General features: G+C 73.1%; 17 protein-coding genes and 1 pseudogene. 2 read left to right on the top strand and 16 right to left on the bottom strand.

The features are described from left to right. Positions 1–106 precede the first annotated feature (106 nt). The 9 genes from ABEE00_RS22820 to bldG form a co-directional block, all read right to left on the bottom strand. A complete protein-coding gene (locus tag ABEE00_RS22820) occupies positions 107–1,318 on the bottom strand; it encodes a DNA polymerase III subunit delta' (protein ID WP_345747476.1) in 1,212 nt (403 codons plus the stop codon). 247 nt (positions 1,319–1,565) lie between these two features. Continuing rightward, on the bottom strand, positions 1,566–4,727 hold the full coding sequence (gene tmk, locus ABEE00_RS22815) for a dTMP kinase (protein ID WP_345747475.1): 3,162 nt from the start codon (positions 4,725–4,727) through the stop codon (positions 1,566–1,568). 337 nt (positions 4,728–5,064) lie between these two features. Further along, entirely contained in the window at positions 5,065–8,019 is a 2,955-nt protein-coding gene (topA, locus tag ABEE00_RS22810) for a type I DNA topoisomerase (RefSeq protein ID WP_345747474.1), read from the bottom strand. Positions 8,020–8,290: 271 nt separating this feature from the next. After that, positions 8,291–8,503, bottom strand: a complete 213-nt coding sequence (locus tag ABEE00_RS22805) for a hypothetical protein (RefSeq protein WP_345747473.1) — start codon at positions 8,501–8,503, stop codon at positions 8,291–8,293. A gap of 186 nt (positions 8,504–8,689) precedes the next feature. Further along, positions 8,690–10,243, bottom strand: coding sequence for a DUF7059 domain-containing protein (locus ABEE00_RS22800; protein WP_345747472.1), 1,554 nt, complete (start codon positions 10,241–10,243; stop codon positions 8,690–8,692). 156 nt (positions 10,244–10,399) lie between these two features. Next, complete coding sequence (locus tag ABEE00_RS22795; protein WP_345747471.1) at positions 10,400–10,969, bottom strand: small secreted protein; 570 nt, start codon at positions 10,967–10,969, stop codon at positions 10,400–10,402. A 243-nt stretch (positions 10,970–11,212) separates the two neighbouring features. Beyond that, positions 11,213–13,624 carry a sodium-translocating pyrophosphatase gene (locus ABEE00_RS22790; protein ID WP_345747470.1) on the bottom strand — a complete coding sequence of 804 codons (2,412 nt, stop codon included), beginning with the start codon at positions 13,622–13,624 and terminating at the stop codon, positions 11,213–11,215. 666 nt (positions 13,625–14,290) lie between these two features. Beyond that, positions 14,291–14,770, bottom strand: a complete 480-nt coding sequence (locus ABEE00_RS22785; RefSeq protein WP_345747469.1) for an ATP-binding protein — start codon at positions 14,768–14,770, stop codon at positions 14,291–14,293. A 104-nt stretch (positions 14,771–14,874) separates the two neighbouring features. Beyond that, entirely contained in the window at positions 14,875–15,216 is a 342-nt protein-coding gene (bldG, locus tag ABEE00_RS22780; protein WP_019547857.1) for an anti-sigma factor antagonist BldG, read from the bottom strand. Positions 15,217–15,457: 241 nt separating this feature from the next. Here bldG and ABEE00_RS22775 point away from each other — a divergent pair, with 241 nt between their 5' ends. Continuing rightward, positions 15,458–17,812: a DEAD/DEAH box helicase gene (locus tag ABEE00_RS22775; protein ID WP_345747468.1), complete on the top strand. Its 2,355-nt coding sequence runs from the start codon at positions 15,458–15,460 to the stop codon at positions 17,810–17,812. A gap of 138 nt (positions 17,813–17,950) precedes the next feature. Here the strand turns inward: ABEE00_RS22775 and ABEE00_RS22770 are convergent. The 7 genes and pseudogenes from ABEE00_RS22770 to ssd form a co-directional block, all read right to left on the bottom strand. Then, positions 17,951–18,151 (bottom strand): annotated as a pseudogene (locus tag ABEE00_RS22770) (Rv3654c family TadE-like protein); the annotation flags it as partial. Between the two features lie 49 nt (positions 18,152–18,200). Then, the gene (locus ABEE00_RS22765) at positions 18,201–18,575 is read right to left on the bottom strand and encodes a TadE family type IV pilus minor pilin (protein ID WP_345747467.1); all 375 of its coding nucleotides are present in this window, start codon (positions 18,573–18,575) and stop codon (positions 18,201–18,203) included. A gap of 94 nt (positions 18,576–18,669) precedes the next feature. Further along, complete coding sequence (locus tag ABEE00_RS22760; protein WP_345747466.1) at positions 18,670–18,900, bottom strand: DUF4244 domain-containing protein; 231 nt, start codon at positions 18,898–18,900, stop codon at positions 18,670–18,672. 129 nt (positions 18,901–19,029) lie between these two features. Beyond that, positions 19,030–19,938, bottom strand: a complete 909-nt coding sequence (locus ABEE00_RS22755; RefSeq protein WP_345747465.1) for a type II secretion system F family protein — start codon at positions 19,936–19,938, stop codon at positions 19,030–19,032. Beyond that, positions 19,935–20,837 carry a type II secretion system F family protein gene (locus ABEE00_RS22750; RefSeq protein WP_345747464.1) on the bottom strand — a complete coding sequence of 301 codons (903 nt, stop codon included), beginning with the start codon at positions 20,835–20,837 and terminating at the stop codon, positions 19,935–19,937. Before ABEE00_RS22750 ends, ABEE00_RS22755 begins: the two co-directional genes overlap by 4 nt. Continuing rightward, a complete protein-coding gene (locus tag ABEE00_RS22745; protein ID WP_345747463.1) occupies positions 20,834–22,297 on the bottom strand; it encodes a TadA family conjugal transfer-associated ATPase in 1,464 nt (487 codons plus the stop codon). Before ABEE00_RS22745 ends, ABEE00_RS22750 begins: the two co-directional genes overlap by 4 nt. After that, the gene (gene ssd / locus ABEE00_RS22740; RefSeq protein WP_345747462.1) at positions 22,294–23,451 is read right to left on the bottom strand and encodes a septum site-determining protein Ssd; all 1,158 of its coding nucleotides are present in this window, start codon (positions 23,449–23,451) and stop codon (positions 22,294–22,296) included. The genes ABEE00_RS22745 and ssd overlap by 4 nt, the downstream gene beginning before the upstream one ends. Positions 23,452–23,903: 452 nt before the next feature. Between ssd and ABEE00_RS22735 the strand changes: the two genes are divergently transcribed. Beyond that, the gene (locus ABEE00_RS22735) at positions 23,904–24,761 is read left to right on the top strand and encodes an HAD family hydrolase (protein ID WP_345747461.1); all 858 of its coding nucleotides are present in this window, start codon (positions 23,904–23,906) and stop codon (positions 24,759–24,761) included. Positions 24,762–25,079 lie beyond the last annotated feature (318 nt).

Raw genomic sequence — 25,079 nt, 5'->3', positions numbered from 1 at the left:
CGGCGGTACGGCAGGTGCGGCGAGCGTACCCGCAGGACGATCAAGTCAGCCGTACGTGAAGGGCACCCGGGTCATCCCCCTCGGCGAAAACGGGACGGCCGGGCGCTCAGCCCGCGCGCAGCGCCATCGTCATCGCCTCGACCGCGAGCAGCGGCGCGACGTTGCGGTCCAGGGCGCCGCGGCAGTCGAGGACCGCCTCGATGCGGCGCAGGGTCTGCTCGGGTCCCGACTGGTCCGCGATGCGCGCGACCACGTCGCGTGCCTCGTCGTTGGCGAGCGCGACCTCGGAGCCGAGCTGGCGCGCGAGTACGTCGCGGTAGAAGCCGGTGAGGTCGGTGAGCGCCAGGTCGAGGGAGTCGCGCTGGGTACGGGTGGCGCGGCGCTTCTGCTTGTCCTCCAGCTCCTTCATCGCGCCGGCGGTGCCGCGCGGCAGCCGCTTGCCCTCGGCGGCGCCGAGCGCGGCGCGCAGCTCCTCGGTCTCCTTGGCGTCCAGCTCCTCGGCGACCTGCTTGGCGTCCTCGCCCGCCGCGTCGATCAGCTCCTGCGCCGCCTTGAGCGCGCCGCCCACGTCGTCGACCCGCGCGGGCAGCTTCAGGACCGCGTCGCGCCGGGCGCGTGCCCGCTCGTCGGTGGCCAGGCGGCGGGCACGGTCGATGTGGCCCTGGGTGGCGCGGGCCGCGTACGCCGCCATGTCGGGGGCGATGCCGTCCCTGCGTACGAGGTGGTCGGCGACCGCGTCCACCGGCGGGGTGCGCAGCGCGAGGTGGCGGCAGCGGGAGCGGATGGTGGGCAGCACGTCCTCGGTCGAGGGCGCGCACAGCAGCCACACCGTGCGCGGCGCGGGCTCCTCGACGGCCTTGAGCAGCACGTTGCCCGCGCCCTCGGTGAGCCGGTCGGCGTCCTCCAGCACGATGGCCTGCCAGCGGCCGCCCGAGGGGGACATCTGCGCCCTGCGCACCAGGTCGCGGGTCTCCTTGACGCCGATGCTGAGCAGGTCGGTGCGGACGACCTCGACGTCGGCGTGCGTACCGACCAGCGCCGTGTGGCAGCCGTCGCAGAAGCCGCAGCCGGGGGCGCCCCCGAGCGCGCGGTCGGGGCTCACGCACTGGAGCGCCGCCGCGAAGGCCCGCGCCGCGGTGGCCCGTCCGGCCCCGGGCGGCCCGGTGAACAGCCACGCGTGCGTCATGGACGAGCCGGAGAGCGCGGCCGAGCCGTGCGCCTCGGCCTCCGCCGTGACGAACGCGTCCGCGTCCCGCGCGGCGGCCCTCAGCTGCTCCGTCGGGCGCTCCTGCCCGACCAGGTCGTCCCAGACCGCCATCGTGTCCTGTCCCCTTCCTTACGCCGGCCTCCATTGTGCCCGGGCGCGACCGCGCGCCGGGCTCTCGTACGAGACCCCGTACCCGACCTCGTACGAGAGCCCGTACGGGAACCCGTAAGGGCCTGGACGGCGGCGACGTGCCTGCCCCCTGCGAGCCCCCTACACGCGACCCGCACGCGACCCCCGCACGCGACCGGGGGCGGCACCCGCATGGATGCCGCCCCCGGATGACCGGTGTCCCGCCGGCTCAACGCCCCTTGCGGCGGCCGGAGTCGGAGTCCTCGTCCGAGCCGTACTCGGCCTCGTATCGCGGGCCGAGCAGCTCGTCGGCGAGCGTCGTCTCGTTGTCGAGCGGGGTCTCCTCGGCCCAGTCCGAACGGCGCCGCGCCGGCCGCCCCGTCTCGGGGTCGACCTGCGGGACCTCCCGCGTGCTCTCCTCATCCGAGCCGGAGCCCGGGTCGGAACCCGCGCCTGACCCGTACCGCGGCATCACGGTCGTCTCGTCCTCGTCGGCCCGGTCCGCGCGGTACTGCGGCATCACCGCCGTCTCGTCGTCCGCGCCGCCGCGCGGCTCCTGCGCCTGCGGGAGCACGGCCGTGCGCTCGGCTTCGGCCTCCTCCGGCGGCTGGACCTGCGGAAGCTGCGCGGTGTCCGCGTCCGAACCGTCGGGCTCCGGCGCCTGCGCCGCGCGGCGCTGCTCCTCGGCGCGCAGCAGCGCCTCCTCGGCCTTGCGCTGCTTCTCCTGGCGGCGCTCCTCGGCCTCCGAGCGCAGCCTGGCCTCCTCCTCGGCGAGCCGCCGCTGCCGCTCGATCTCCTCGCGGCGCGTGCGCTCCTCGGCCTCCCTGCGCTCCCGCTCCTCCTGCTCGCGGCGGCGCTGCTCCTCCGCGCGCTGGCGGGCCTCCTCGGCGCGCCGCGCCTCCTCGCGCTGCTTCTCCAGCTCGATCTCGCGGCGCTTGCGCTCTTCCTCTTCCGCGCGCAGCTTGGCCATCTGCTCCTGGCGTTCGCGCTCCAGGCGCTCCTCCTCGGCCTTGCGCGCGGCCTCTTCCTCGGCCTTCCTGCGGGCCTCCTCCTCGGCTGCCCTGCGCGCCTCCTCGCGGGCCTGGATCTCCTGCTCGGAGAGCGGGAGGACCTGGTCGAGGCGGTGGCGTACGGCGGTGGTGACCACACTGGCCTCCTGGCCCGCGTCGACCACCAGATAGCGCGCCGGATCGGCCGAGGCCAGCGTGAGGAAGCCGGAGCGCACCCGCTCGTGGAACTCGGCGGGCTCCGACTCCAGCCGGTCCGGCGCCTCGGTGAAGCGCTCGCGCGCGGTCTCCGGCGACACGTCGAGCAGCACCGTCAGATGCGGCACGAGCCCGTCGGTCGCCCAGCGGGAGATCCGCGCGATCTCGGTCGGCGAGAGGTCGCGGCCGGCGCCCTGGTACGCGACGGAGGAGTCGATGTACCTGTCGGAGATCACCACGGCGCCCCGCTCCAGCGCGGGCCGGACCACGGTCTCGATGTGCTCGGCGCGGTCGGCCGCGTACAGCAGGGCCTCGGCGCGGTGCGAGATCCCGGACGAGGAGACGTCCAGCAGGATCGAGCGCAGCCGCTTGCCGATCGGCGTCGAGCCGGGCTCCTTGGTGACGACGACCTCGTGGCCCTTGTTGCGGATCCACTCGGCGAGGGCTTCCACCTGCGTGGACTTGCCCGCGCCGTCGCCGCCCTCCAGCGCGATGAAGAAGCCGCTCGCCGCGGGGGCCTGCTTGGGGCGGCCGCCGCCGAGGGCCTCGCGCAGGTCGCGCCGGAGCGGTACGCCGTGGCGGTCGTCCGTACGGGAGAGCACCAGCGCGGCGACGGGCAGCAGCAGCGCGCCGACCAGCATCAGCGTGAAGGCGGCGCCGCCGTGGTCGATGACGAAGGAGCCCTTCTGGATCCTGTGGTGGCCGATCAGCGCGGCCAGCACGGGACCCGCCAGCGCGCACAGCGCGATGACCGTGCGCACGACCGCCTGGAGGTGATCGGTCGTACGGGGCCGGCGCGGGGCGTCCGTCTCCAGGTCCAGCAGGCTGTGCCCGGTGTGCGCGGCGACACCCGCTGAGACGCCCGCGAGCAGGGCCAGGGCCAGCACCGTCGCGGTGTCGCCGACGATCCCCGCGGCGAGCAGCGCGACGCCGGTCAGCGCGAGGGCGAGGGCCAGCAGCCTGCGCCGGGACAGCGTGGGCAGCACGCGCGGCGCGAGCCTGATGCCCGCGGCCGTGCCCCCGGTCAGCGCGGTGACCAGCAGCCCGAAGCCGACAGGGCCGCCGCCCAGGTCCGCTGAGTGCAGCGGGGCGAGCGCGACGGCGGCCGCGATGGCGCCGCCGATCGCGGCGCACGCCAGCACCAGCAGCGGGATGGCGCCGGTGCGGCCCTTGTCGGGACCCTCGCCGTCGGCCTTCTTGGGACGGCGCAGGCCCTCCAGAGGCGAGCGCGGGCGCGGGGCCGCCGTGTCCGGCAGCTCCAGGAAGTACACGGTGGAGAACGCCGCGGCGAACAGGCCGGCGGCGACATACGAGCCGAGCGCCGCCTGGTGGGTGTGGAACCACTCGATCCCTGCGCCGAAGACGTTGCTGACCAGCGACACCACGACCAACCCCGCGGCCGCGGCCGGCAGCGCGATGAAGCCGGTGCGCAGCCAGAGCCTGCGCAGCGCGTCGTGGTGGTCGGGCATCGGACGCACGGCCGAGCCCTCGATGGGCGGCGCGGGCAGCAGCGCGGGCGCCGCGCTGTCCCGCGCGACGGTCCAGAAGCGCTCGGCCGCGCCGGTCACGAAGACCGTGATCAGGACCATCAGGAGGGAGACGCCCGGGGTCCAGTCGACCCAGAGCGGAGCGACGATCAGCGCGAGGGCGCGCAGCACGTCGGTGCCGAACATGGTCCAGCGCCGGTCCAGCAGGCCCTTGAGGCCGCGGCCGTCCCGGAAGCTCTTGGCCCCGGCGCCGCCCTTGCCCGCCGTGCCGGCCTCGCCTTCGCCGCCCTCGCCCGACTCCCCGGCTCCGCTCCTGTCGCCGGCCGCGCCCTTGTCCTTCGCCGCGCGCGCCGGGGAGACCAGCGCGGTCAGCGGGCCCAGCAGCACGGCGCCGAACAGCAGCGTGGACAGCATCCGCAGTGCGAACACCACGGTCACGACCAGCGCGATGCCGCGATAGCCGCCGCCGAACACCGGGTTGCCCGCTGCCGATTGGGCCGCCGCCGCCTGCACGGCGAGCAGCACCAGCACCAGCAGCCCCAGCGCATCGCCGATGGAACCGGTCACCTGCGCGCTCCACAGCCGCCGCAGCGGCGGGTAGCGCAGCAGGGCACCGACGGCACTTTCGCGGGCTTCAGCGGCGAGTGCGTCGTCGGGGGGTGGCGGGGTCACGCCCGTTGGCTGCTCTGCACGCGTCATCCTGCCAGCGTATAGCGAGCGGCCGACCTGTTGTGCCGGTGCTCCGACAAACTCGTGGGGCTGGTGTGATTTGTGAGGTTCACGTGGGCGCCCGTACGCCGCCGGAGCCCGGCAGGTCCCGCGTACGGCGCTGCGCACGGCCCCGCGCACGGGTCAACGGGCAGCCCGCGTACGGGAGTTGAGGCGGGACCCACGGGCCGCCGAGGCCTCGAAAGGACCACGAAAAGGACCTCGAAAGGGGCCGGAGACCCGGAACGGGCCGCGAAAGGACCCCGAACGCGACGAAGCCCCGCGGCGGCGCACCGTTCCTGCACGGCACGCCGCCCGGGGCTCACGGTCACTGACCGTCGGAGTCCTGACCGCCGGCCTGCGCTCCGGCCGCCGCCGTCTTCTTGGCTGCGGTCTTCTTGGCCGTCGTCTTCTTGGCGGTCGTCGTCTTCTTCGCCGCGGTCTTCTTGGCGGTGGTCTTGGAAGCCGTGCTCTTGGACGAGGCGCTCTTCGACTCCGCGCTCTTGGAAGCGGTGGTCTTCTTGGCCGCCGTCTTCTTCGCGGTGGTCTTCTTCGCCGCCGTCTTCTTGGCCGGGGCCTTCTTCGCCGCGGCCTTCTTGGCCGTCTTCTTCGCCGGCCCCTTCGCGCGCTTCTCCGCGAGCAGCTCGAAGCCGCGCTCGGGGGTGATCGACTCGGGGTCGTCGTCCTTCCGCAGCGTCGCGTTGGTCTCGCCGTCCGTGACGTACGGACCGAAGCGGCCGTCCTTCACCACCACCGGCTTCTCGGTCTGCGGGTCGGTGCCCAGCTCCTTGAGCGGCGGCTTGGCCGCGGCCCGCCCGCGCTGCTTCGGCTTGGAGTAGATCTCCAGGGCCTCTTCCAGCGTGATGGTGAAGATCTGCTCCTCGGTCTCCAGCGACCGGGAGTCGGTGCCCTTCTTCATGTACGGGCCGTACCGGCCGTTCTGCGCGGTGATCTCGTTGCCCGACTCGGGGTCGGTGCCCACCACACGCGGCTGGGACAGCAGCTTCAGCGCCTGCTCCAGCGTGATGGTGTCCAGGGACATGTCCTTGAACAGCGAGGCCGTGCGCGGCTTGACCGCGTTCTTGCCGGTCTTCGGGGTGCCCTCGGGCAGCACCTCGGTGACGTACGGGCCGTACCGCCCGTCGCGCGCCACGATCGGGCGGCCGGTCTCCGGGTCGGTGCCCAGCTCGAAGTCGCCGCTCGGCTTGGCGAGCAGCTCCTTCGCGTACTCCACGGACAGCTCGTCCGGCGGCAGGTCGTCCGGCACGTCCGCGCGCGGCCCCGGCTCGTCCTCCTTCTCCGCGGGACCCTCGACATACGGGCCGTAACGGCCGACGCGGAGCGTGATGCCCTCGCCGACCGGGAAGGAGGAGATGCCCTTGGCGTCGATCGCGCCGAGGTCGGAGACAAGCTCCTTGAGGCCGCCCAGGTGGTCGCCGTCGCCGTTGCCGGAGTCGGCGGCCGAGCCGTCCCCGCTGCCCTCGCCGCCGAAGTAGAAGCGCCGCAGCCACGGCACCGCCTCGGCGTCGCCCGCGGCGATCCGGTCGAGGTCGTCCTCCATCTTCGCGGTGAAGTCGTAGTCGACGAGCCGCCCGAAGTGCTCCTCCAGCAGCCTGACCACGGCGAACGAGAGGAAGGAGGGGACCAGCGCGGTGCCCTTCTTGAAGACGTACCGCCGGTCGAGGATGGTCGAGATGATCGAGGCGTACGTCGAGGGGCGGCCGATCTCCCGCTCCTCCAGCTCCTTGACCAGCGTGGCCTCGGTGTAGCGGGCCGGCGGCTTGGTCGCGTGGCCGTCCGCGGTGATCTCCTCGGCGGTCAGCGGATCGCCCTCGTTCACCTGCGGCAGACGGCGCTCGCGGTCGTCGAGCTCGGCGTTGGGGTCGTCGGAGCCCTCCACGTACGCCTTGAGGAAGCCGTGGAAGGTGATGATCTTGCCGGTCGCGCTGAACTCGGCGTCCCGCCCGTCGGACGCGGCGCCGCCGACCCTGACGGTCACCGACTGACCGGTGGCGTCCTTCATCTGGGAGGCGACGGTGCGCATCCAGATCAGCTCGTACAGCTTGAACTCGTCGCCGCTCAGGCCGGTCTGCGCCGGGGTGCGGAAGCTGTCGCCGGAGGGGCGGATCGCCTCGTGCGCCTCCTGCGCGTTCTTGACCTTGCCGGCGTACGTACGGGGCTTGTCCGGCAGGTAGTCGCTGCCGTAGAGCTGCGTGACCTGCGAACGGGCCGCGGTGATCGCGGTGTCCGAGAGCGTGGTGGAGTCCGTACGCATATAGGTGATGAAGCCGTTCTCATACAGCTTCTGCGCCACCTGCATCGTGCGCTTCGCGCCGAAGCCCAGCTTGCGGCTGGCCTCCTGCTGGAGCGTGGTGGTGCGGAACGGCGCGTACGGCGAGCGGCGGTACGGCTTGGACTCCACCGAGCGCACGGTGAAGGCGGTGTCCTCCAGCGCGGAGGCCAGCGCCCGTGCGTTCTCCTCGTCCAGGTGCAGGACCTGGTCGGGGTTCTTGAGCTGGCCGTCGGCGCCGAAGTCGCGGCCCTGCGCGACCCGCTTGCCGTCGACGGTGGTGAGCTTCGCGCCGAAAGTCCCCGGGTCCGAGGCGTCCCCCGCCCGCCCCGTGGCGAACGTTCCGGCCAGGTCCCAGTACTCGGCGGAGCGGAACGCCATGCGCTCGCGCTCCCGCTCGACCACGAGCCTGGTGGCCACCGACTGCACGCGGCCCGCCGACAGCCGCGGCATGACCTTCTTCCACAGCACCGGGGAGACCTCGTAGCCGTACAGCCTGTCGAGGATGCGGCGGGTCTCCTGGGCGTCGACCAGGCGCTGATTCAGATCGCGGGGATGCCGGACCGCGTCCTGGATGGCGTCCTTGGTGATCTCGTGGAACACCATGCGCCGCACCGGGACCTTGGGCTTGAGCACCTGCTGCAGGTGCCAGGCGATGGCCTCGCCCTCGCGGTCCTCATCCGTGGCGAGATAGAGCTCGTCGGATTCGGCCAGCAGATCCTTGAGCTTCTTCACCTGGTCCTTCTTGTCGCTGTTGACGACATAGAGGGGTTCGAAGTCATGATCTACGTTGACGCCGAGCCGGGCCCAGGGCTCCCCCTTGTACTTGGCGGGGACCTCAGCGGCACCGTTCGGGAGATCGCGGATGTGCCCGACGCTGGCCTCCACCACAAAGCCGGGGCCGAGATAGCCCTTGATCGTCTTAGCCTTGGCAGGCGACTCGACGATCACGAGTCGGCGCCCGCCGTTTGCGGTGTCGCTGGTCGGGGACAACTTCGGCTCTTCTCTCCGGTCGGCAGTAGGCGTACGGCATCGGTGTCGCTGCGGAGTGTGACGGTACCTCCCGCCCCCGTGTCAAACGGTAAAAGTCCGCAACGCCACTCGAACGGTAACCCGACAACCATCCATCCTGCCGTCCGGTGCCCACCGGTTTTCCGGCCGCACGGCCGGTCCGCGGGGGCGGGGAACGGCTTCGCGCCCCCTGCGCACGCCCCGCTTCCCTCCCCCGCCGCGGCTCCGCCGGATGCCCTCCGACCAGGGGCGATCAGACCGTGAGCAGCAGCCAGACGCCGGTGATGAGCGAAATCACTCCGAAAAGTCCGGCCAGTACGACCGCGCCCGGCTGGTGCCGCGCGGTTCCGGCCACTTCCTCTACGACAGGACGTCCTGCCCGTGTACGTACTGTGATCCACAGCAGCAGCCCGGTCCCGAACACCGCGAGGGCCGAGCCGGCGAAGACGGCGGGTGCACTCTCCATGCCCCGCAGCCTGGCACCGGCGGCCGTCCCCCGGCCGAACTCCGGGTGAACGGCGCGCCGTTGGCGGGTGACGCGGGGCCGTGCGGGGTTGGGCTGCGCGCAGCTCGGGCCGCGTACAGCTTGGACTGCGCGCAGCTTGGTCCGCGTGCAGCCTGGGCCGCGGGAGCCGTCGTCAGCCCCGGTCGCTCAGAGCTTCGCGGCCTGCTCGGGCTCCTCCACGGGCAGCAGGAAGCCCTGCTCCACGAGCAGCCTGATCGACTCGGGGGTGCGCTCGCGCAGCACGACGGAGTCCTCGTCCACGAGCTGGGCGATCGCGTCCAGGATCCGGCCCGCGGGGAGCGTCCCGTCGCACACTCCCGCGAAGCCCGCGCCGACCGTGTCCACGGTGGTGGCCCGGCGCATCCCGCGGTGCTGGCGCAGCACGACGTGCTCGGGGTCCTCGGCGCCGGGCAGCCCGACCTGCTCCTGCACCACCTCGGGCGCGAGCGTGAAGTGGCAGTCCAGCAGGGCCGCGTCGTCCACGGCGCGGAGGAAGTCCTGGCGCTCGAAGTGCGCGCGGATCACCTCGCCGAGCGGCTGCTCCACCGGGTGCGCCCACTCCTCGGCGATCACCGAGGGGCGCTCGGCCGCCGTCCTGCGCAGCGTGATCCACCCGAACCCGACGGCCCGGGTGCCGCGCTCCTCGAACTCGTCCAGCCAGGCGTCGTACCGCTCCGCATACGCCGCCGGATCGGCGTGGTGGTCCCCGGCGTCGCGCAGCCACAGCTCCGCGTACTGGTTCACGTCCTGCACCTCACGCTGCACGATCCACGCGTCGCAGCCGCTCGGCACCCAGGACTTCACGCGCTCGCGCCAGTCCTCGCCGTCCCGGTGCTCCCAGTTGGCGAGCAGCTGGCAGTAGCCGCCCTCGGCGAGCCGCTCCGCCGCGTTCCGTACGAGGGTGCGGCACACGTCGTCGCCGCGCATGCCGCCGTCCCGGTAGGTGAGCCGGGCGCCGGGCGAGATCACGAACGGCGGGTTGGAGACGATGAGTTCGTACGGCTCCTCGTTCTCCACCGGTTCGTAGAGCGAGCCCTCGCGCAGATCGGCCTCGGGCGCGCCGGAGAGCGCGAGGGTGAGCCGGGTGCACTCCAGCGCGCGCGGGTTCAGGTCGGTCGCGGTGACCTTCGTGGCGTGCTGCGCGGCGTGCAGGGCCTGGATGCCGGATCCCGTACCGAGGTCGAGGGCGCGGGCCACCGGGGTGCGCACGGTGATCCCGGCGAGCGTGGTGGAGGCGCCGCCCACGCCGAGCACGACGTCCTCGGCGCGCGAGGCGCTGCCCCCGGCGCCGCCGACGGCGCAGCCGAGGTCGGCGACGATCCACCAGTCCTGACCCTCGGGGCCCCCGTAGGGGCGGAGGTCGACGGTGGCGCGCACGGAGTCGGGGGTCGCGGAGTCTTCCGGGGACGCTTCCACGAGCCAGCCGTCGGTGAGCGCGTCCTCCAAGGGCAGCGCGGCGGCGGCCGCTTCGCGGGTGGCGGGCTGCTGGAGCAGGAAGAGCTGCACCAGGGTTTCCAGCGGGCCGTCGCCGCGGGTGGCGCGCAGCGCGGGCACCGTCTCGCTGCGGCCGAGCGCCGCGTACGCCGGGGCGCCGAGCAGTTCGAGCAGTCCGTCGGCGGTGAATCCGGCGGCGAGCAGGGCCTCGCGCAGCCGTGCGGTGCGGTCGGGGTGTGCCTGGGGGAGGGGCTGACTGGTACTCACCCGGCCATTGTGTCGCGTCGCCCCGTCCCCGCGGCGGAGCGGTGGACGCCGGATCGTACGGCGACCCACCGCTCCGCCGGCACGGGACGGCCGGGGTTTCGGTGACGGCGCGCGGCCGCGTGCCCGGGAGCCCGGAGGCTCACGGGCCCGGCCGCCTCAGGAGCTCGGCGTGGCGGCCGACGAGGGCCGCTTGCAGCCGTCCTGGTTGGCCATGGCCTTGCCGACGTCGCCGGACTGGAGCTTCTGGAGCGCCTTGTCGCCGCTCTTGCCGAGCTCGTCCAGCTTCGGCGCGAGGCCGCGCAGGCCCTTGGCGAACTTCGCGGAGTCCTTCGCGTCCAGGCCGTCGACCTGCTTCTTCAGGCCGCGGTACTTGGCGGAGAGCGTCTTGAGCTCCTTCACCGCGTCCTTCTGCAGCTTCGCCCCGTCGTCCACGGGCGGCGCGCCCGCCTTGTTCACCGCGTTGCCCAGCGCGTTGTAGGCGCCGGCGATGTGCCCGAAGGCGGTGGAGTCGGTCTTCTGGACCTCCTTCGCCGACTTCTTCTTGTCCTTGGAGGCGGCGTCCATCTCGGAGTTCGCCTTGTTGATCTTCGTGACCTGCGGGCCGACCTGGTCGCAGACCTTCTTGGCCCACGCGTCGGTCTTCTCCGCACTGTCGTCCCCGCAGCCGGACAGCGCGAGGACGAGCACCGCACTGCCGGACAGCGCGGCCGCTAGCTTCTTGTTCACCGGATCGGTCCCTTCCGTGGCTGTTCGGCCCGGAACATACACGCCTCACAGCCGTCAGCGGCGAGTCACAGGAAGCTTCTGTCCGGGATTGCAGCCGTTTGCACTAAAAGCGCACCGGTTCCACCACGGCCGATTCTGGGACATCCGTCACACCACGTAAGGGTGGGCGGGGCGCCAACGCGCCCCGCCCACCCCTGAGTTGGGACTGCTAAGTCCGCTATGTACGGGTTTTCGGCCCGGGAATCAGGAAGCCGTCACCGGATCACCCGGGTTCGCCACTCTTTCCGCGTGGTCTTCGTCACCCACCGCGATGCCGCGCCGCTTGGAGACGTACACGGCACCCACGATCACCGCGACGGCGAGGGCCGCGACCACCGCCCTGATGCCCACGCTCGCGTCGTCGCCGTAGCTGAACTGCACGACGGCGGGACCGATCAGCAGCGCCACCAGGTTCATGACCTTGAGCAGCGGGTTGATGGCCGGGCCCGCGGTGTCCTTGAACGGGTCGCCCACCGTGTCGCCGATGACCGTGGCCTCGTGCGCCACGCTGCCCTTGCCGCCGTGGTGGCCGTCCTCGACCAGCTTCTTCGCGTTGTCCCAGGCGCCTCCGGAGTTGGCGAGGAACACCGCCATGAGGGTGCCCGCGCCGATCGCGCCCGCCAGGAACGCGGCCAGCGCGCCCACCCCGAAGGTGAAGCCCACGAAGATCGGCGCCATCACGGCGAGCAGTCCCGGAGTGGTCAGCTCGCGCAGCGCGTCCTTGGTGCAGATGTCCACCACGCGGCCGTACTCGGGCTTCTCGGTGTAGTCCATGATCCCGGGCTTGGCCTTGAACTGGCGCCGCACCTCGTACACCACCGCGCCGGCCGACCGGGACACCGCGTTGATCGCCAGACCGGAGAAGAGGAACACCACGGCCGCCCCGAACATCAGCCCCACCAGCGTGCTGGGCTGCGCGATGTCGAGGAGCTCCAGCATCTTGCTGCCGCCCTGGCCCGCCTTGTCCAGCGCCTGCCCGAGCTCGGTGCGGTACGAGCCGAAGAGCGCGGACGCGGCGAGCACCGCGGTCGCGATGGCGATGCCCTTGGTGATCGCCTTCGTGGTGTTGCCGACCGCGTCCAGGTCGGTGAGCACCTGCGCGCCCGAGCCCTCGACGTCGCCGGACATCTCCGCGATGCCCTGCGCGTTGTCGGAGACGGGCCCGAAGGTGTCCATCGCCACGATCACGCCGACGGTGGTCAGCAGGCCCGTACCGGCCAGCGCCACCGCGAACAGCGCCAGCATCACCGTGCCGCCGCCGAGCAGGAAGGCGCCGTACACGCTGAGCCCGATCAACAGGGCGGTGTACACCGCGGATTCGAGCCCGAGCGACATGCCGGAGAGCACCACGGTCGCGGGCCCCGTGAGGGAGGTCTTGCCCACATCCCGTACGGGCTTCCTGCTGGTCTCCGTGAAGTACCCGGTGAGCTGCTGGATCACCGCCGCGAGCACGATGCCGATGGCGACCGCGACGATCGCCAGCACCCGCGGATCGCCCTCGTGCCCGAGGATCGCCTTCGCGTCGTCACCCGCCACGCCCTTCAAGTCGGCGTAGCTGGAGGGCAGATAGACGTACGCCGCGGCCGCGACCAGTACGAGGGAGATCACAGCGGACACGAAGAACCCGCGGTTGATCGCCGTCATGCCGCTGCGGTCGGAGCGCCGCGGGGCGACCACGAACACGCCGATGATCGCGGTGATCACGCCGATCGCCGGGACCAGCAGCGGGAACGCCAGGCCGCTGTCCCCGAACACCGCGGTGCCCAGGATGAGCGCGGCGACCAGCGTCACCGCGTACGACTCGAAGAGGTCGGCCGCCATGCCGGCGCAGTCGCCGACGTTGTCGCCCACGTTGTCGGCGATGGTCGCCGCGTTGCGCGGGTCGTCCTCGGGGATGCCCTGCTCGACCTTGCCGACCAGGTCGGCGCCGACGTCGGCGGCCTTGGTGAAGATGCCGCCGCCGACCCTCATGAACATCGCGATCAGCGCCGCGCCGAGGCCGAAGCCCTCCAGCACCTTGGGCGCGTCGGCCGCGTACACCAGCACCACGCAGGCCGCGCCGAGCAGCCCGAGGCCCACGGTGAACATGCCGACCACGCCGCCCGTACGGAAGGCGAGCTTCATCGCCTTGTGCGCCACCGCGGTCAGATCGCGTCCTGCCTCCCCCTCGTCCGGGGTGGCCTCCCGCGCCGCCGCGGCGACCCGCACATTGCTGCGCACCGCCAGCCACATTCCGATATAGCCGGTGGCGGCCGAGAAAGCCGCCCCGACCAGGAAGAAGAACGAACGGCCGAGCCGCTGGTTCATATCGTCCGCCGGCAGCAGCAACAGCAGGAAGAAGACCACCACGGCGAAAATGCCGAGGGTACGCAACTGCCGTGCGAGGTAGGCGTTGGCGCCTTCCTGCACGGCAGCTGCGATCTTCTTCATGCTGTCGGTGCCCTCGCCCGCGGCGAGCACTTGACGTACCAAGACCAGCGCCACGCCCAGCGCCGCCAGCGCGATCACCGCGATCCCGATGACCAGACCTCTGTTTCCGCTGGTGAGAACGGCATCGGCGAGATAGTGCGGATTCTGGAGTCGGTGGTCCTGAAGTGGGGTGAGATGCCCCGCCATTCGTCCTCCTTGACGTTGGGGGCAGGGGCGCGCCAAGGGAGGAGCGCCCTCGGCTCCTGCTGCGAAGATGTGGACGGATTGTAGGGAGTGGCACCGCATCAAAACAGGGCGCAGCACTGGTAATTCGGCTGTGACAGGCGAGATCAGGAAAAACTCGGGGAGATATTTCGCCCGCACGGGCGAGCTTTACAAAAGGGCTGACGCCGTAAAGCTGATCCCCCATAAAAAAGATCATTCCGCGGCGCCCGTCCGGGAAATCCGGCCCCGCACGCACGGCGTCCGGGGCTCTTCACGCCTCGCGGAACGCCAGGCCGGAGGCGCGCTCCGGCCCCCTGCCGCGCCTCAACCGCCGTGCAGAGTACGGGATTCGGGTACGCCGCGACCGCCCGGGCCGCCCCTTCGGGGATCACCCGCAGGCCGCGCGCCGCGCCACCGCCCGCACGGCCGCGTACAGCACCGCCTACGCCGCGGCCACGCCGTACGGAGCGGAACCGTCCACACCGCCCCGCACGCGCGAAGGACCCCCGGCCGAAAAGGCCGGGGGTCCCTTGCGGAACTGCGGTGGACGGCACTGCGTACGCCGTCCGGGACGGACGCCGGGGGCGCGGCGGCTCCGGAAGCCCGCCGCCGCGCCGGAAACCCGGCGCTGCCGTGCCCCGACAGGGGTCAGGGGATCACGGGCTCCGGCGCGGCGGGCCAGCTCATCCTGATGACGCCGCCCCGCTCGTCGGCGGTGACCTCGACGTCGTCGACGAGTCCGCTGATGACGGCGAGACCCATCTCGCCGTCCGCCTCCTCGTCGGCTCCGTCGGAACCGCCGTGGCCATTGCGTGCGCCCGGCACCAACAGGGCCTCCGCACCCGCCTCTTCGGGCCGGCCTGACGGGTGCGTGACGGGCGGAGCCTCGTCGCCGACCTCGATGGAGAACTTCTTCTCCTCCTCGATCAGCGCGACCCGCACCGGGCTGTCCACGCCATTGCTGAGATGCAGGCCGACGGCGCGCGTACAGGCCTCGCCGACCGCGAGCCGGACCTCGTCCAGCACGGCCTCGTCGACTCCGGCCCGGCGCGCCACGGCGGCGGCCACCAGCCTCGCCGTGCGCACATGCTCGGGCAGCGCGCTGAAGCGGAGTTCCACGGTGGCCATGCCATCCCCCTCGGTCCTGCTAGATCACTCGCGAGGCCGGGCTGGGGTGCCCTGGCCTCGCGTCCGGGTCGGCTCCGCGGGCCCGCGAACGGGCCCGCGGCAGGTCAATCGGTGGCCGCCACGGCTTCGTCGACCGAGCCGTGGATGGGGAACACCTTGGTCAGACCGGTGATACGGAAGATCTTGAGAATGCGCTCCTGGTTGCACACCAGGCGCAGCGAGCCCTCATGGGCACGTACTCGCTTGAGCCCGCCGACGAGCACACCGAGGCCGGTGGAGTCCAGGAAATCGACGCCTTCCATGTCCACGACGAGGTGGTAACTGCCGTCGTTCACCAGCTCGACCAACTGCTCGCGCAGCTTGGGCGCGGTGTATACATCAATCTCGCCACCGACCTCGACGATCGTGCGATCGCCAACGGTCCGGGTCGACAGGGACAGGTCCACGGATCCTCCAGCACCTTGCTATCGAGTCGTCCGCCCCGGTGCCTCCCGGCCGAGGCGGGGACGGATCGGCAGCCGCAGAGGCATTCAATCACTTACATGCCTCCACGCACGACGCCTTGCGGCCATTGTCCGTCACGCCTGGGGCACCCTGAGTGTCAGAGCCGGGTCGCCGGCGCCGTCTCCGGGTGCGGGGGACGCCGACGGACATCGCCCACGGTCAACGAGCGTACGCTCACGTGCTGTGCCCTCCCGCAAGGTTCGCCACAGCGACCCCCGCGCGGTGCTCGACCAGCTCACCGCGGGGGCCGAACGCGCTGCCCGTGTCACCCATACGGAGCACTTGCCCCCGCGACAGGGCCGCCATGCCGATTGGCCGGGGCGGATCCGCTCCGAGGTGACCGACGCGGTGCGGGCCACCGGGATCGACCGCCCCTGGGAGCACCAGGCGCGCGCCGTCGGCCACGCGCTGGACGGCGAATCCGTGGTGATCGCCACGGGAACGGCCTCCGGCAAGTCCCTCGCGTATCAACTCCCCGTGCTGGACGCGCTCCACGAAGGTTCTCGCGCGGCGAACAAACGCGGGGCCACCGCGCTCTACCTCGCGCCCACCAAGGCACTCGCCGCCGACCAACGCCGGGCGGTCTCCGAACTGGCCGCTCCCCTCGGCGACTCCGTGCGCCCGGCGCTCTTCGACGGGGACACTCCCCCCGAAGAGCGCGAGTGGGTCAGGCGCTTCGCCAATTACATTCTCACCAACCCGGACATGCTCCACCGCGGCATCCTGCCCGGGCACACCCGCTGGTCCTCCTTCCTGCGCGCGCTGCGCTATGTCGTGATCGACGAATGCCACACCTACCGCGGGGTCTTCGGCTCGCACGTGGCCCAGGTGATCAGGCGGCTGCGCAGGCTGTGCGCCAAGTACGGGTCCGAGCCGGTCTTCCTGCTCGCCTCTGCCACCTCGGCCGACCCCGGCGACGCGGCGGAGCGGCTCACCGGCGTACCTGTCACCGCGGTCACCGAGGACACCTCGCCGCGCGGGGAGCTCGTCTTCGCGCTGTGGGAGCCGCCGCTGACCGACCTCGAGGGCGAGCGCGGCGCGCCGGTCCGCCGCACCGCGACGGCGGAGTCCGCCGACCTGCTCACCGACCTGGCGCTCCAGGGGGTGCGCACGGTCGACTTCGTACGCTCCCGGCGCGGCGCCGAGCTCGTCTCCGTCATCGCGCAGGACCGCCTCGGCGCCGTCGACCGGCGGCTCGCCTCCCGGATCGCCGCCTACCGCGGCGGCTATCTGCCCGAGGAGCGCCGCGCGCTCGAACACGCCCTGCACACCGGCGACCTGCTCGGCCTCTCCGCCACCAACGCGCTGGAGCTCGGCGTCGACGTCTCCGGCCTGGACGCCGTGATCATCACCGGCTATCCGGGGACCCGCGCCTCGCTGTGGCAGCAGGCCGGGCGCGCCGGACGCACCGGGGAGGGCGCGCTGGCCATCCTGGTCGCCCGCGACGACCCGCTGGACACCTTCCTGGTGCACAACCCGGAGTCCGTCTTCCGGCGCCCGGTCGAGTCCACCGTGCTGGACCCGGACAACCCCTACGTCCTGGCCCCGCACCTCTGCGCCGCCGCCGCCGAGATCCCCCTCGGCGAGTCCGACGCGGAGCTCTTCGGGCCGTCCTTCACCGACGTGCTGGGCAGCCTGGAGGGGCGGAAGCTGCTGCGCCGGCGCGGCCGCTCCTGGTACTGGACGCGGAAGGACAGCCCCGCCGACCTCGCCGACATCCGCGGCTCGGGCGGCAAGCCCGTACAGGTCGTGGAGTCCGGCACCGGGCGGCTGCTGGGCACCGTGGACGCCGCCGCGGCCCACACCACCGTCCACGAGGGCGCGGTGCACCTCCACCAGGGGCGCACCTATGTCGTGGAACGCTTCGACCTGGACGACTCCGCCGCCCTGGTCAAGGAGTCCAACCCGCCCTGGACCACCATGGCGCGGGACACCACCTCCGTCTCCGTCCTGGAGACCGACGCCGAAGTGCCCTGGGGCGATGCGCGGTTGTGCTACGGCACGGTCGAGGTCACCAACCAGGTCGTCTCCTATCTGCGCCGCCGCGTCATCACCGGCGAGGTGCTCGGCGAGACCAAGCTCGACCTTCCGCCGCGCACCCTGCGGACCCGCGCCGTGTGGTGGACGGTCACCGAGGACCAGCTCGACGACGCGCGCGTCGGCCCGGAGGTACTCGGCGGGGCGCTGCACGCCGCCGAGCACGCCTCCATCGGCCTGCTGCCGCTCTTCGCCACCTGCGACCGCTGGGACATCGGCGGCGTCTCCATACCCCTGCACCCGGACACGCTCCTCCCCACCGTGTTCGTCTACGACGGCCAGCCCGGCGGCGCGGGCTTCGCCGAACGCGCCTTCCACACCGCCCGCGAATGGCTCACCGCCACCCGCGACGCCATCGCCGCCTGCGAGTGCGAGGGCGGGTGCCCCTCGTGCATCCAGTCCCCGAAGTGCGGCAACGGCAACGACCCGCTCCACAAGCGGGGAGCGATCCGCCTGCTGACGGAGGTCCTGAAGGCGGCCCCGCAGGACCCCTCCGCCTGACCGGCCGGCTCCGCCTGACCGGCTCGCTCCCGTAGGGACGGCTGGGCTCGGTACGTCCGCCGTCCCCACCGCTCCTGGCGGTCCCGCCCGTGCCCGTACGGACGGGGCGTACGGGCCGAGGTGGGCCTGTGCCGTGACGTCCGCGATCTCGTCCCGTACCGCACAGCGCAGCAGCCTGGTGTCCTGCGCCTCCGCCACCGTGCGCGCCGTCGCGCAGGCGCGGGCCCCGCCCTCCAGCGCGCTGTCCGCCGCGGCCAGCGCGGCCAAGTCCGCGCCCGCTCCCGCCTGGTGCCGGGCGGCGATGGCCTCGCCGAGCCCGAGCAGCAGGTCCAGCAGCATGCACAGCACCGTCGCACCCGTCGCCGCCCACACCGTCGCCGAACCGCGGTCACACCGCAGCGCTCCGCACCGCCTCCGCCCCGGCATCCACATCACCCGCCCCCTCCCCCACGTGCTCCTCGTCCAGGGCCACGGCGTGTGCGCGCAGGCTCAGCGAGAGGGGGCCGGGGCCCGCCGTTCTGACCCGCACCTCCACCCGCACCATGTCGCCCTGACGGGTCGTGGCGACCTCGGCGCCGTTCGGCGCGGCGCTCAGCACCGCGGCCCGCACTCCGGCTGGCGCGTCGCCCCGTGCCGCGGCCCGGGCCCCCGCACGGGCGGCGTCTACGCACTGGATGCGCGCGATGGCCGCCGTCACGCCCCAGAGCAGCACCGTGAACAGGAGGACCAGCGACGGGATCACCACGGCCGCCTCCGCCGTCACGAACCCGGCGTCCCCGCCCCGCCGCCCACCGCTCCTTCCGGGATGTCCGGGGGCTCCCGGGGCTCCGGGCTCTCCGGGCGGCCACAGTCCGTTCTCAGAACTCCGCATGGAGCGCCCTCCCGATGAGCTGTTGCAGCTCGCCGCTGACCGTGCCGCTCGTCACGATCTTGTAGAGCACCGCAGCGAAGGCGCAGGCGGCCAGCGTGCCGACCGCGTACTCCGCCGTGGACATCCCCGCCTCCCGCGCGCCGCCCAGCGCCCCGTACAGCCTCCGCAGCACCGCTGCCTCCGCCCTTGCCCTCGTACTCGCCATGCGCTGTCCCATCACGCCGCTCCTTCCTCGCCCCGCACCCGCGGGGACACTGATCCGCTCCGACCTACCTGCGCCGCTCTGGCGCACCGCTTGGGGCCGCTCTTGGGCCCGCCCCCACTGAGGCCCGCTCTCACGCCTCGTTCACCTCAGGGCCCCGGCCAGCCCGATCACGACCGGGGCCACCCCCACCGCCAGGAACGCCGGCAGGAAGCACAGACCCAGCGGGCCGGTCACCAGGACCGCGGCGCGCCGGGCCCGTGCCGCGCTCTCCCGCGCGCCGTCCGCCCGCAGTTGGGCGGCCAGCCGCGTCACCGGGTCCACGGCGGGAGCGCCACCGGCGGCGGCGCGCTCCATGCACCGCGCGAGCCCGGCACCGCCGGGCAGGGCCGCGAAGGGCCGCCATGCAGCGCCCGGTTCACTGCCGAGCCCCAGCTCCGTGGCGACCCGCACCAGGCGCTCACCCAACGGGCCGCCCAGGGCCTGGCCCACCGCTTCGGCAGCCCGTCCAGGCGCCGACCCCGCCGCGAGGCAGGCCGCCAGCAGATCGGCGGCCAGCGGCAGTTGTGCCGCCGCGCGCCGCGACTCGGCCTCCTCCGCGCCCCCGCCGCGCGCCGACCGGCTCCGCAGCAGACGCCGTACGCCGAGGGCACCGGCCACGCCCACGAACCACCCGAACACCCCGCCGAGCACCACCGCGCCGAACGCCAGGGCCGCCAGCGAGGCCGCCGCCTCCCGCAGCCGCCGGTCCTCCAACCGGGCGCGGACGTCCGCGCGGGAACGGACTCCCGCCCGAGCACCCATCCGCCGGAAGAAGCGGGCGGCCCACCAACCCCGCTCCCCCGCCGCGGCCGGCTCCTCGGACGGCACCAGCCACCGCGCCCTGCGCCGCACACCCCGGCCACCGGGCCGCCCGAGGGCCAGCACGCCGGCCGCCGCGCAGCCACCCGACAACAGCGCCGAACCCCACCAGAGCGGAACGAGCCACGAGAGCGGCGCCCACCCGAGCACAGCCGCCAGCCCCGCTCCGCCGACCACTCCCGCCGCGTTCATCCGCCCCTCCTGCTCGCCGATCGCAGCAGGAACAGCGCCCAGGCGATGCCCGCGCCCTGCAGGGCGGCTCCCGCCACCAGGCAAGCGAGTCCCGCAGGCGTGTGCAGCAGCACCTCCAGTGGGTCGGCCCCCATCGCGCCGCCCAGCAGGAGCCCGAACGCCGGGAGCAGCGCCAGCACCGCGATGGTCGCCCTCGGCCCCGCGAACTGGGCCTCGACTTCCTCTCTGAGCGCCCGTTCCTCCCGCAGCGTCGCCGCGATGCGCTCCAGCCCCTCGGCCAGGCCCGCGCCGCGCTCCACCGACACCTGCCAGCACCCGGCCACCATGCGCAGCCCCTCGGCGCCGGGCAGCGCTCCCGCGTGCCGCAGTGCCTCCGGTACGTCCCCGCCGAAGCGCGCCGCCGCCAGCACGGCCGACCCCGGATCGCCCAACTCCCGCAGGGCGCCCGCGCCCACGGCCAGCAGCGCCCGGTCCGGCGGCCTGCCCGCGCGCAGCTCTCCCGCCACCGCGTCGCACAGCTCAACGACCGCGGCCTCCCTGCGCACCGCGCCGCGCCGCCGCTCCCGGTGCCTCAGCCACCTCCGTACGGGCCACACGGCGACCGCTCCCAGGACGACCGGGAGCCAGGAGTGCCCGAGGAGCCCCAGTGCCACGCCGAGCGGCAGACACCACCAGGCGTGCCCCAGCGAGCCGCCCGACCAGGCGCGCAGGCGAAGGGCCAACTCCCGCCAGGGGAGCGGTCGCCCGGCCCCCGTACGCTGCACCTCGCCGCCCCCGGCGAGCAGCAGCCGCGCCCTCCGCATGCCCTCCTCGCGCCCGGCCATCATCCACACGGCGGCGCCCGCGCAGGCGGCGGCCGCATACACCGGTGCGGTCTCCAGACCGTTCGCGCCCGTCATCGCGTGCCCCTCCCCTCGTGCGGCTCCGACACGGCGCCGCCGACCGCCGCGGACGCCCCCGACACGCCGAACGCCCCGGACACTCCGGCAGCTCCAGCCGCTCCGGCAGCTCCGGGCACTCCGGCCGCCCCGGACACTCCGGCCGCTCCAGGAGCCCCGCCACGCGACGCTCCCCGCCCGCACAGCTCCCACAGCCGGTCCCAGCCGCGCTCCGGAGCGAATCCCGCGGCGCCCCACCTCGCGGCGGGGACCGTGCTCACCAGGCCCTGCGCGTCACGCTCCAGCACATGGATCTCCGCGATGCGGCGGCGTCCGGTGCGGTCGCGCGCCACGTGCAGGAGCACGCGGAGGGCGGCGGCCAACTGGCTGTGCAGGGCCGCCCGTTCCAGTCCGGCGGCCGTGGCCAGGGCCTCCAGGCGGGCCGGCACGTCGGCCGCGGCGTTCGCGTGGACCGTGCAACTGCCGCCCTCATGGCCGGTGTTCAACGCGGCCAGCAGCGTGGTCACCTCGGCTCCCCGCACCTCGCCGACCACCAACCGGTCCGGGCGCATCCGGAGCGCCTGGCGGACCAGGTCGTCGAGGCCGACCTCGCCGGCGCCCTCCTGATTGGGCGGCCGGGCCTCCAGCCGCACCACATGCGGGTGTTCGGGCCGGAGCTCCGCAGAGTCCTCGGCGAGCACCAGCCGCTCATACGGGCGCACCAGGCCCAGCAGGGTGCTGAGCAGCGTGGTCTTGCCCGAGCCCGTGCCGCCGCTGACGAGGAAGGAGAGCCGGGCGTCGAGCAGGGCCCGCAGCAGCCGGTCGCCCCCTGGCGGCACCGTGCCGGCGGCCACCAGCTGAGCGAGCGTGAACGCCCTGGGCCTCAGCACCCGCAGCGAGAGACACGCCGAGCCGACGGCCACCGGCGGCAGCACCGCGTGCAACCGCGTGCCGTCCGGCAGTCGCGCGTCGACCCATGGCCGCGCGTCGTCCAGCCTCCGTCCCGCCGAGGTCGCCAGGCGCTGCGCCAGCCGCCGCACGGCCCCGGCGTCGCGGAACCGCACCGCCGTGCGCTCCAGCCCGCGCCCCCTGTCGACCCACACCTCCTCGGGGCCGCTGACCAGCACGTCGGTGACCTCGGGGTCGGCCAGCAGGGGCTCCAACGGGCCCGCGCCGACCAGTTCGGAACGGAGTGCCCGCGCGATGCCGAGCACCTCGCTGTCCCCCAGCAGCCGCCCCTGCGCCCGCAGCGCGGCGGCCACCCTGGCGGGCGTGGGCTCGGCCCCGGTGTCGGCGAGCCGGACGCGTACGGCATCCAGCAGCGCTTCCCCGGCGGGACGTTCGGCGCTCAGCACGGGCGCCGATGCCCCGGCTCCCAGGGGCCCGGCCCCCGACGGCCCGCTCCCCGGCAGGGCGCCCCCCAACGACGAGACGTCCACCGGCGCGGCCTCCCCCGGCACACCCTTCGTACGACCGCTCATGCCGCCGCACCCCCGCGTGCCGCGCCGCCGTCGAGGGCCTGCTCCCAGAACGCCTTGCAGAATCTGGACAGCGCGCCGGCCTCCCGGTCTCCGGGCGGCACACCGCGCTCGGCCTCGTCCAACACCCCGGGCTCCCAGGGCAGTTCGCCCACCAACGGCAGCCCCAGCAGCCGCGCGACCTCGGTGTCGTCCAGCCCCGGGCCATAGCCGCGGTCGCCTTCCGGGCCGCCCGGCGTACGGACCACGGCGCGCAGATCACGCAGCACCAGGCGCACCCGGGAGGCCACCCGGTGCGCCGCCGCCACCGCGCGCAGCTCGGCGGGCACCAGCAGCAGGCCCAGGTCGAGCTGTGCCAGCGCCTCGGCGGTCGTCTCGTCCACCCGGCGCGGAAGGTCCACCACCACGACGCCCTCGCGGCGCCTGGCCGCCGACAGCACGGTCTTCATGGCGTCGGCGGGCACCACGGCGGACTCGCCCCTGTCCCAGCTCAGCACGCGCAGCTCGTGGAGCCGGGGCAGCGAATCCTCCAGCGCCTCGCTGCCGACACGCCCGCGCGACTCGGCGAACGCGGGCCAGCGGAGCCCCGCGGCGCGCTCGCCGCCGAACAGCACGTCCAGGCCTCCGCCCAGCGGGTCGCCGTCGATCAGCATGGTGCGGTGCCCCGCCCGCGCCGCGGTCAGCGCCAGGGCTCCGGCCAGCGTGGACGTGCCGGCGCCTCCGCGTCCGCCGATCACTCCGACGGTCACCGCCGGGCGGCCCACGCCCTCCGCCGCGTCCGCGATCCGGCCCGCGAGCCAGCCCTCGGCATCGGGCAGCATCACCACGCCCTCGGCGCCGATCCGCGCACCGCGCTCCCACACCCCGGGGTCGTCCAGATCGCGCCCGACGAGGAGCACCCCGGGGCGACGGGGCGCTCCGCCCGCCCCTCCCTCACCGTGCGCCCCGCCGAACCCCGGCGCACCCGCGCAGTCGTCGCCCACCAGCACCAGCGGGGCCTTCTCCCAGGGACCGGCCCCGGACCAACTCCCCCAGGTCACACGGTCAGCGGGGGCACCGTGGGCCACTTCCGCCTCGGCTCCGGCGGCGGCGCAGAGCCTCAGCAGATCGTCGAGGAGCAGCTCGTCCTCGGTAACAATCAGAATGGTTTCGGCCATGATCACGTCCTCTTCGCACATGCCGTGCTCGCGTCCGCAAACAGATGCGGACCCGTCGCGGAATCACTGTGCGGGGAAGCCGGAAAACTTGATGATCATGGTCCAAATCTGTGGACAACTCGAAGCCTGTGAATAACTCCTTCACCCATCCCGGTGACTTCCGGAGAGCAGCACAATGGCTACTGTGTGTTACAGATCCGCGCACCCCGGAACGGGCACCCGTAAAGATCGAGAAGTTCGGGCGACGCGGCCCTCGACGCATAAAAAGGCCCCCGGACATGCGACGACCCCCGCCGGGGGGGAGAGCGGGGGTCGTCTCCACGGCCGACTCGGGGGGGGAGGAGTCGGGCCGGGTTAGCACGGTCGCGAACGATCCGTGACTTCCATGGTGTACCCGAGAGCCTTCTCAGGCAAACCCACGCGCCCCACCTTACGCCGAATGGTTGGCGCCTATGCTCGGCCTCGTGGAAAACCTTGCGATGCCCCGCACAGCCGCGTTCTTCGATCTGGACAAGACGGTCATTGCGAAGTCGAGCACGCTCACCTTCGGCAAGTCCTTCTACCAAGGTGGCCTGATCAATCGCCGTGCCGTACTGCGCACCGCGTACGCCCAGTTCGTATATCTCCTCGGCGGCGCTGACCACGACCAGATGGAACGGATGCGCGAGTATCTCTCGGCGCTGTGCCGCGGCTGGAACGTCTCCCAGGTGCAGGAGATCGTCGCGGAGACCATCCACGAGCTGATCGACCCGATCATCTACGACGAGGCCGCCTCCCTCATCGAGCAGCACCATCTCGCCGGCCGCGATGTGGTGATCGTCTCGACCTCGGGGGCCGAGGTGGTCGAGCCCATCGGCGAGATGATCGGCGCCGACCGCGTGGTGGCGACCCGCATGGTGGTCGAGGACGGCTGCTACACGGGCGAGGTGGAGTACTACGCGTACGGCCCCACCAAGGCCGAGGCGATCGAGGATCTGGCCAGGTCGGAGGGGTATGACCTGACCCGCTGCTATGCGTACAGCGACTCGGCGACCGACATCCCGATGCTGGAGGCGGTCGGGCATCCGCACGCGGTCAATCCGGACCGCGCGCTGCGCAAGGAGGCGCTGGCCAGGGACTGGCCGGTGCTGACCTTCTCCCGCCCCGTGCGACTCAAGCAGCGGATCCCGAATCTGTCGATGCCCTCCCGGCCGGTGCTGGCGGTGACCGCGGCCGCCGTGGGCGCCGCGGCGGCCGCCGCCGGCCTGGTCTGGTACACGAGCAGGCACCGGGAGCGCTACGGGCGATTCAACCCCTTCAGGCTGCTTTGAAGCGTAAGGAGCCGGAAGGGGCGATAGGCAGCGGTAGAGGCGAAAAGTAAAGATCTGCGGCGAGGGGTTCCGCTTCACCCACGCGCGCAGTACAAAGGACTCAACGGCCCGCGAGACCAGCGGAGTCCGAGAGGCTCCCAGTACGCATGGCCCACGGACCGGATCGCATGAATACCGGGCACCCACGCGACGCCGAGCCCGCAGACAGGGCATGTCCCACCAGGCGACGGGCAAAGAACCCGGCCTGATGGGCCCTATGGAGAGCACGCACTGGTAACCCGGTGGCCATGCCAGCGGCGACACCGTCCGGCGGTGTCG

It is taken from the genome of Streptomyces odontomachicola (assembly GCF_039605595.1).
Lineage (GTDB): Bacteria > Actinomycetota > Actinomycetes > Streptomycetales > Streptomycetaceae > Streptomyces.
The sequence above is the reverse complement of the archived record's forward strand: the minus strand, read 5'-3'. Positions and strand labels throughout refer to the sequence as shown.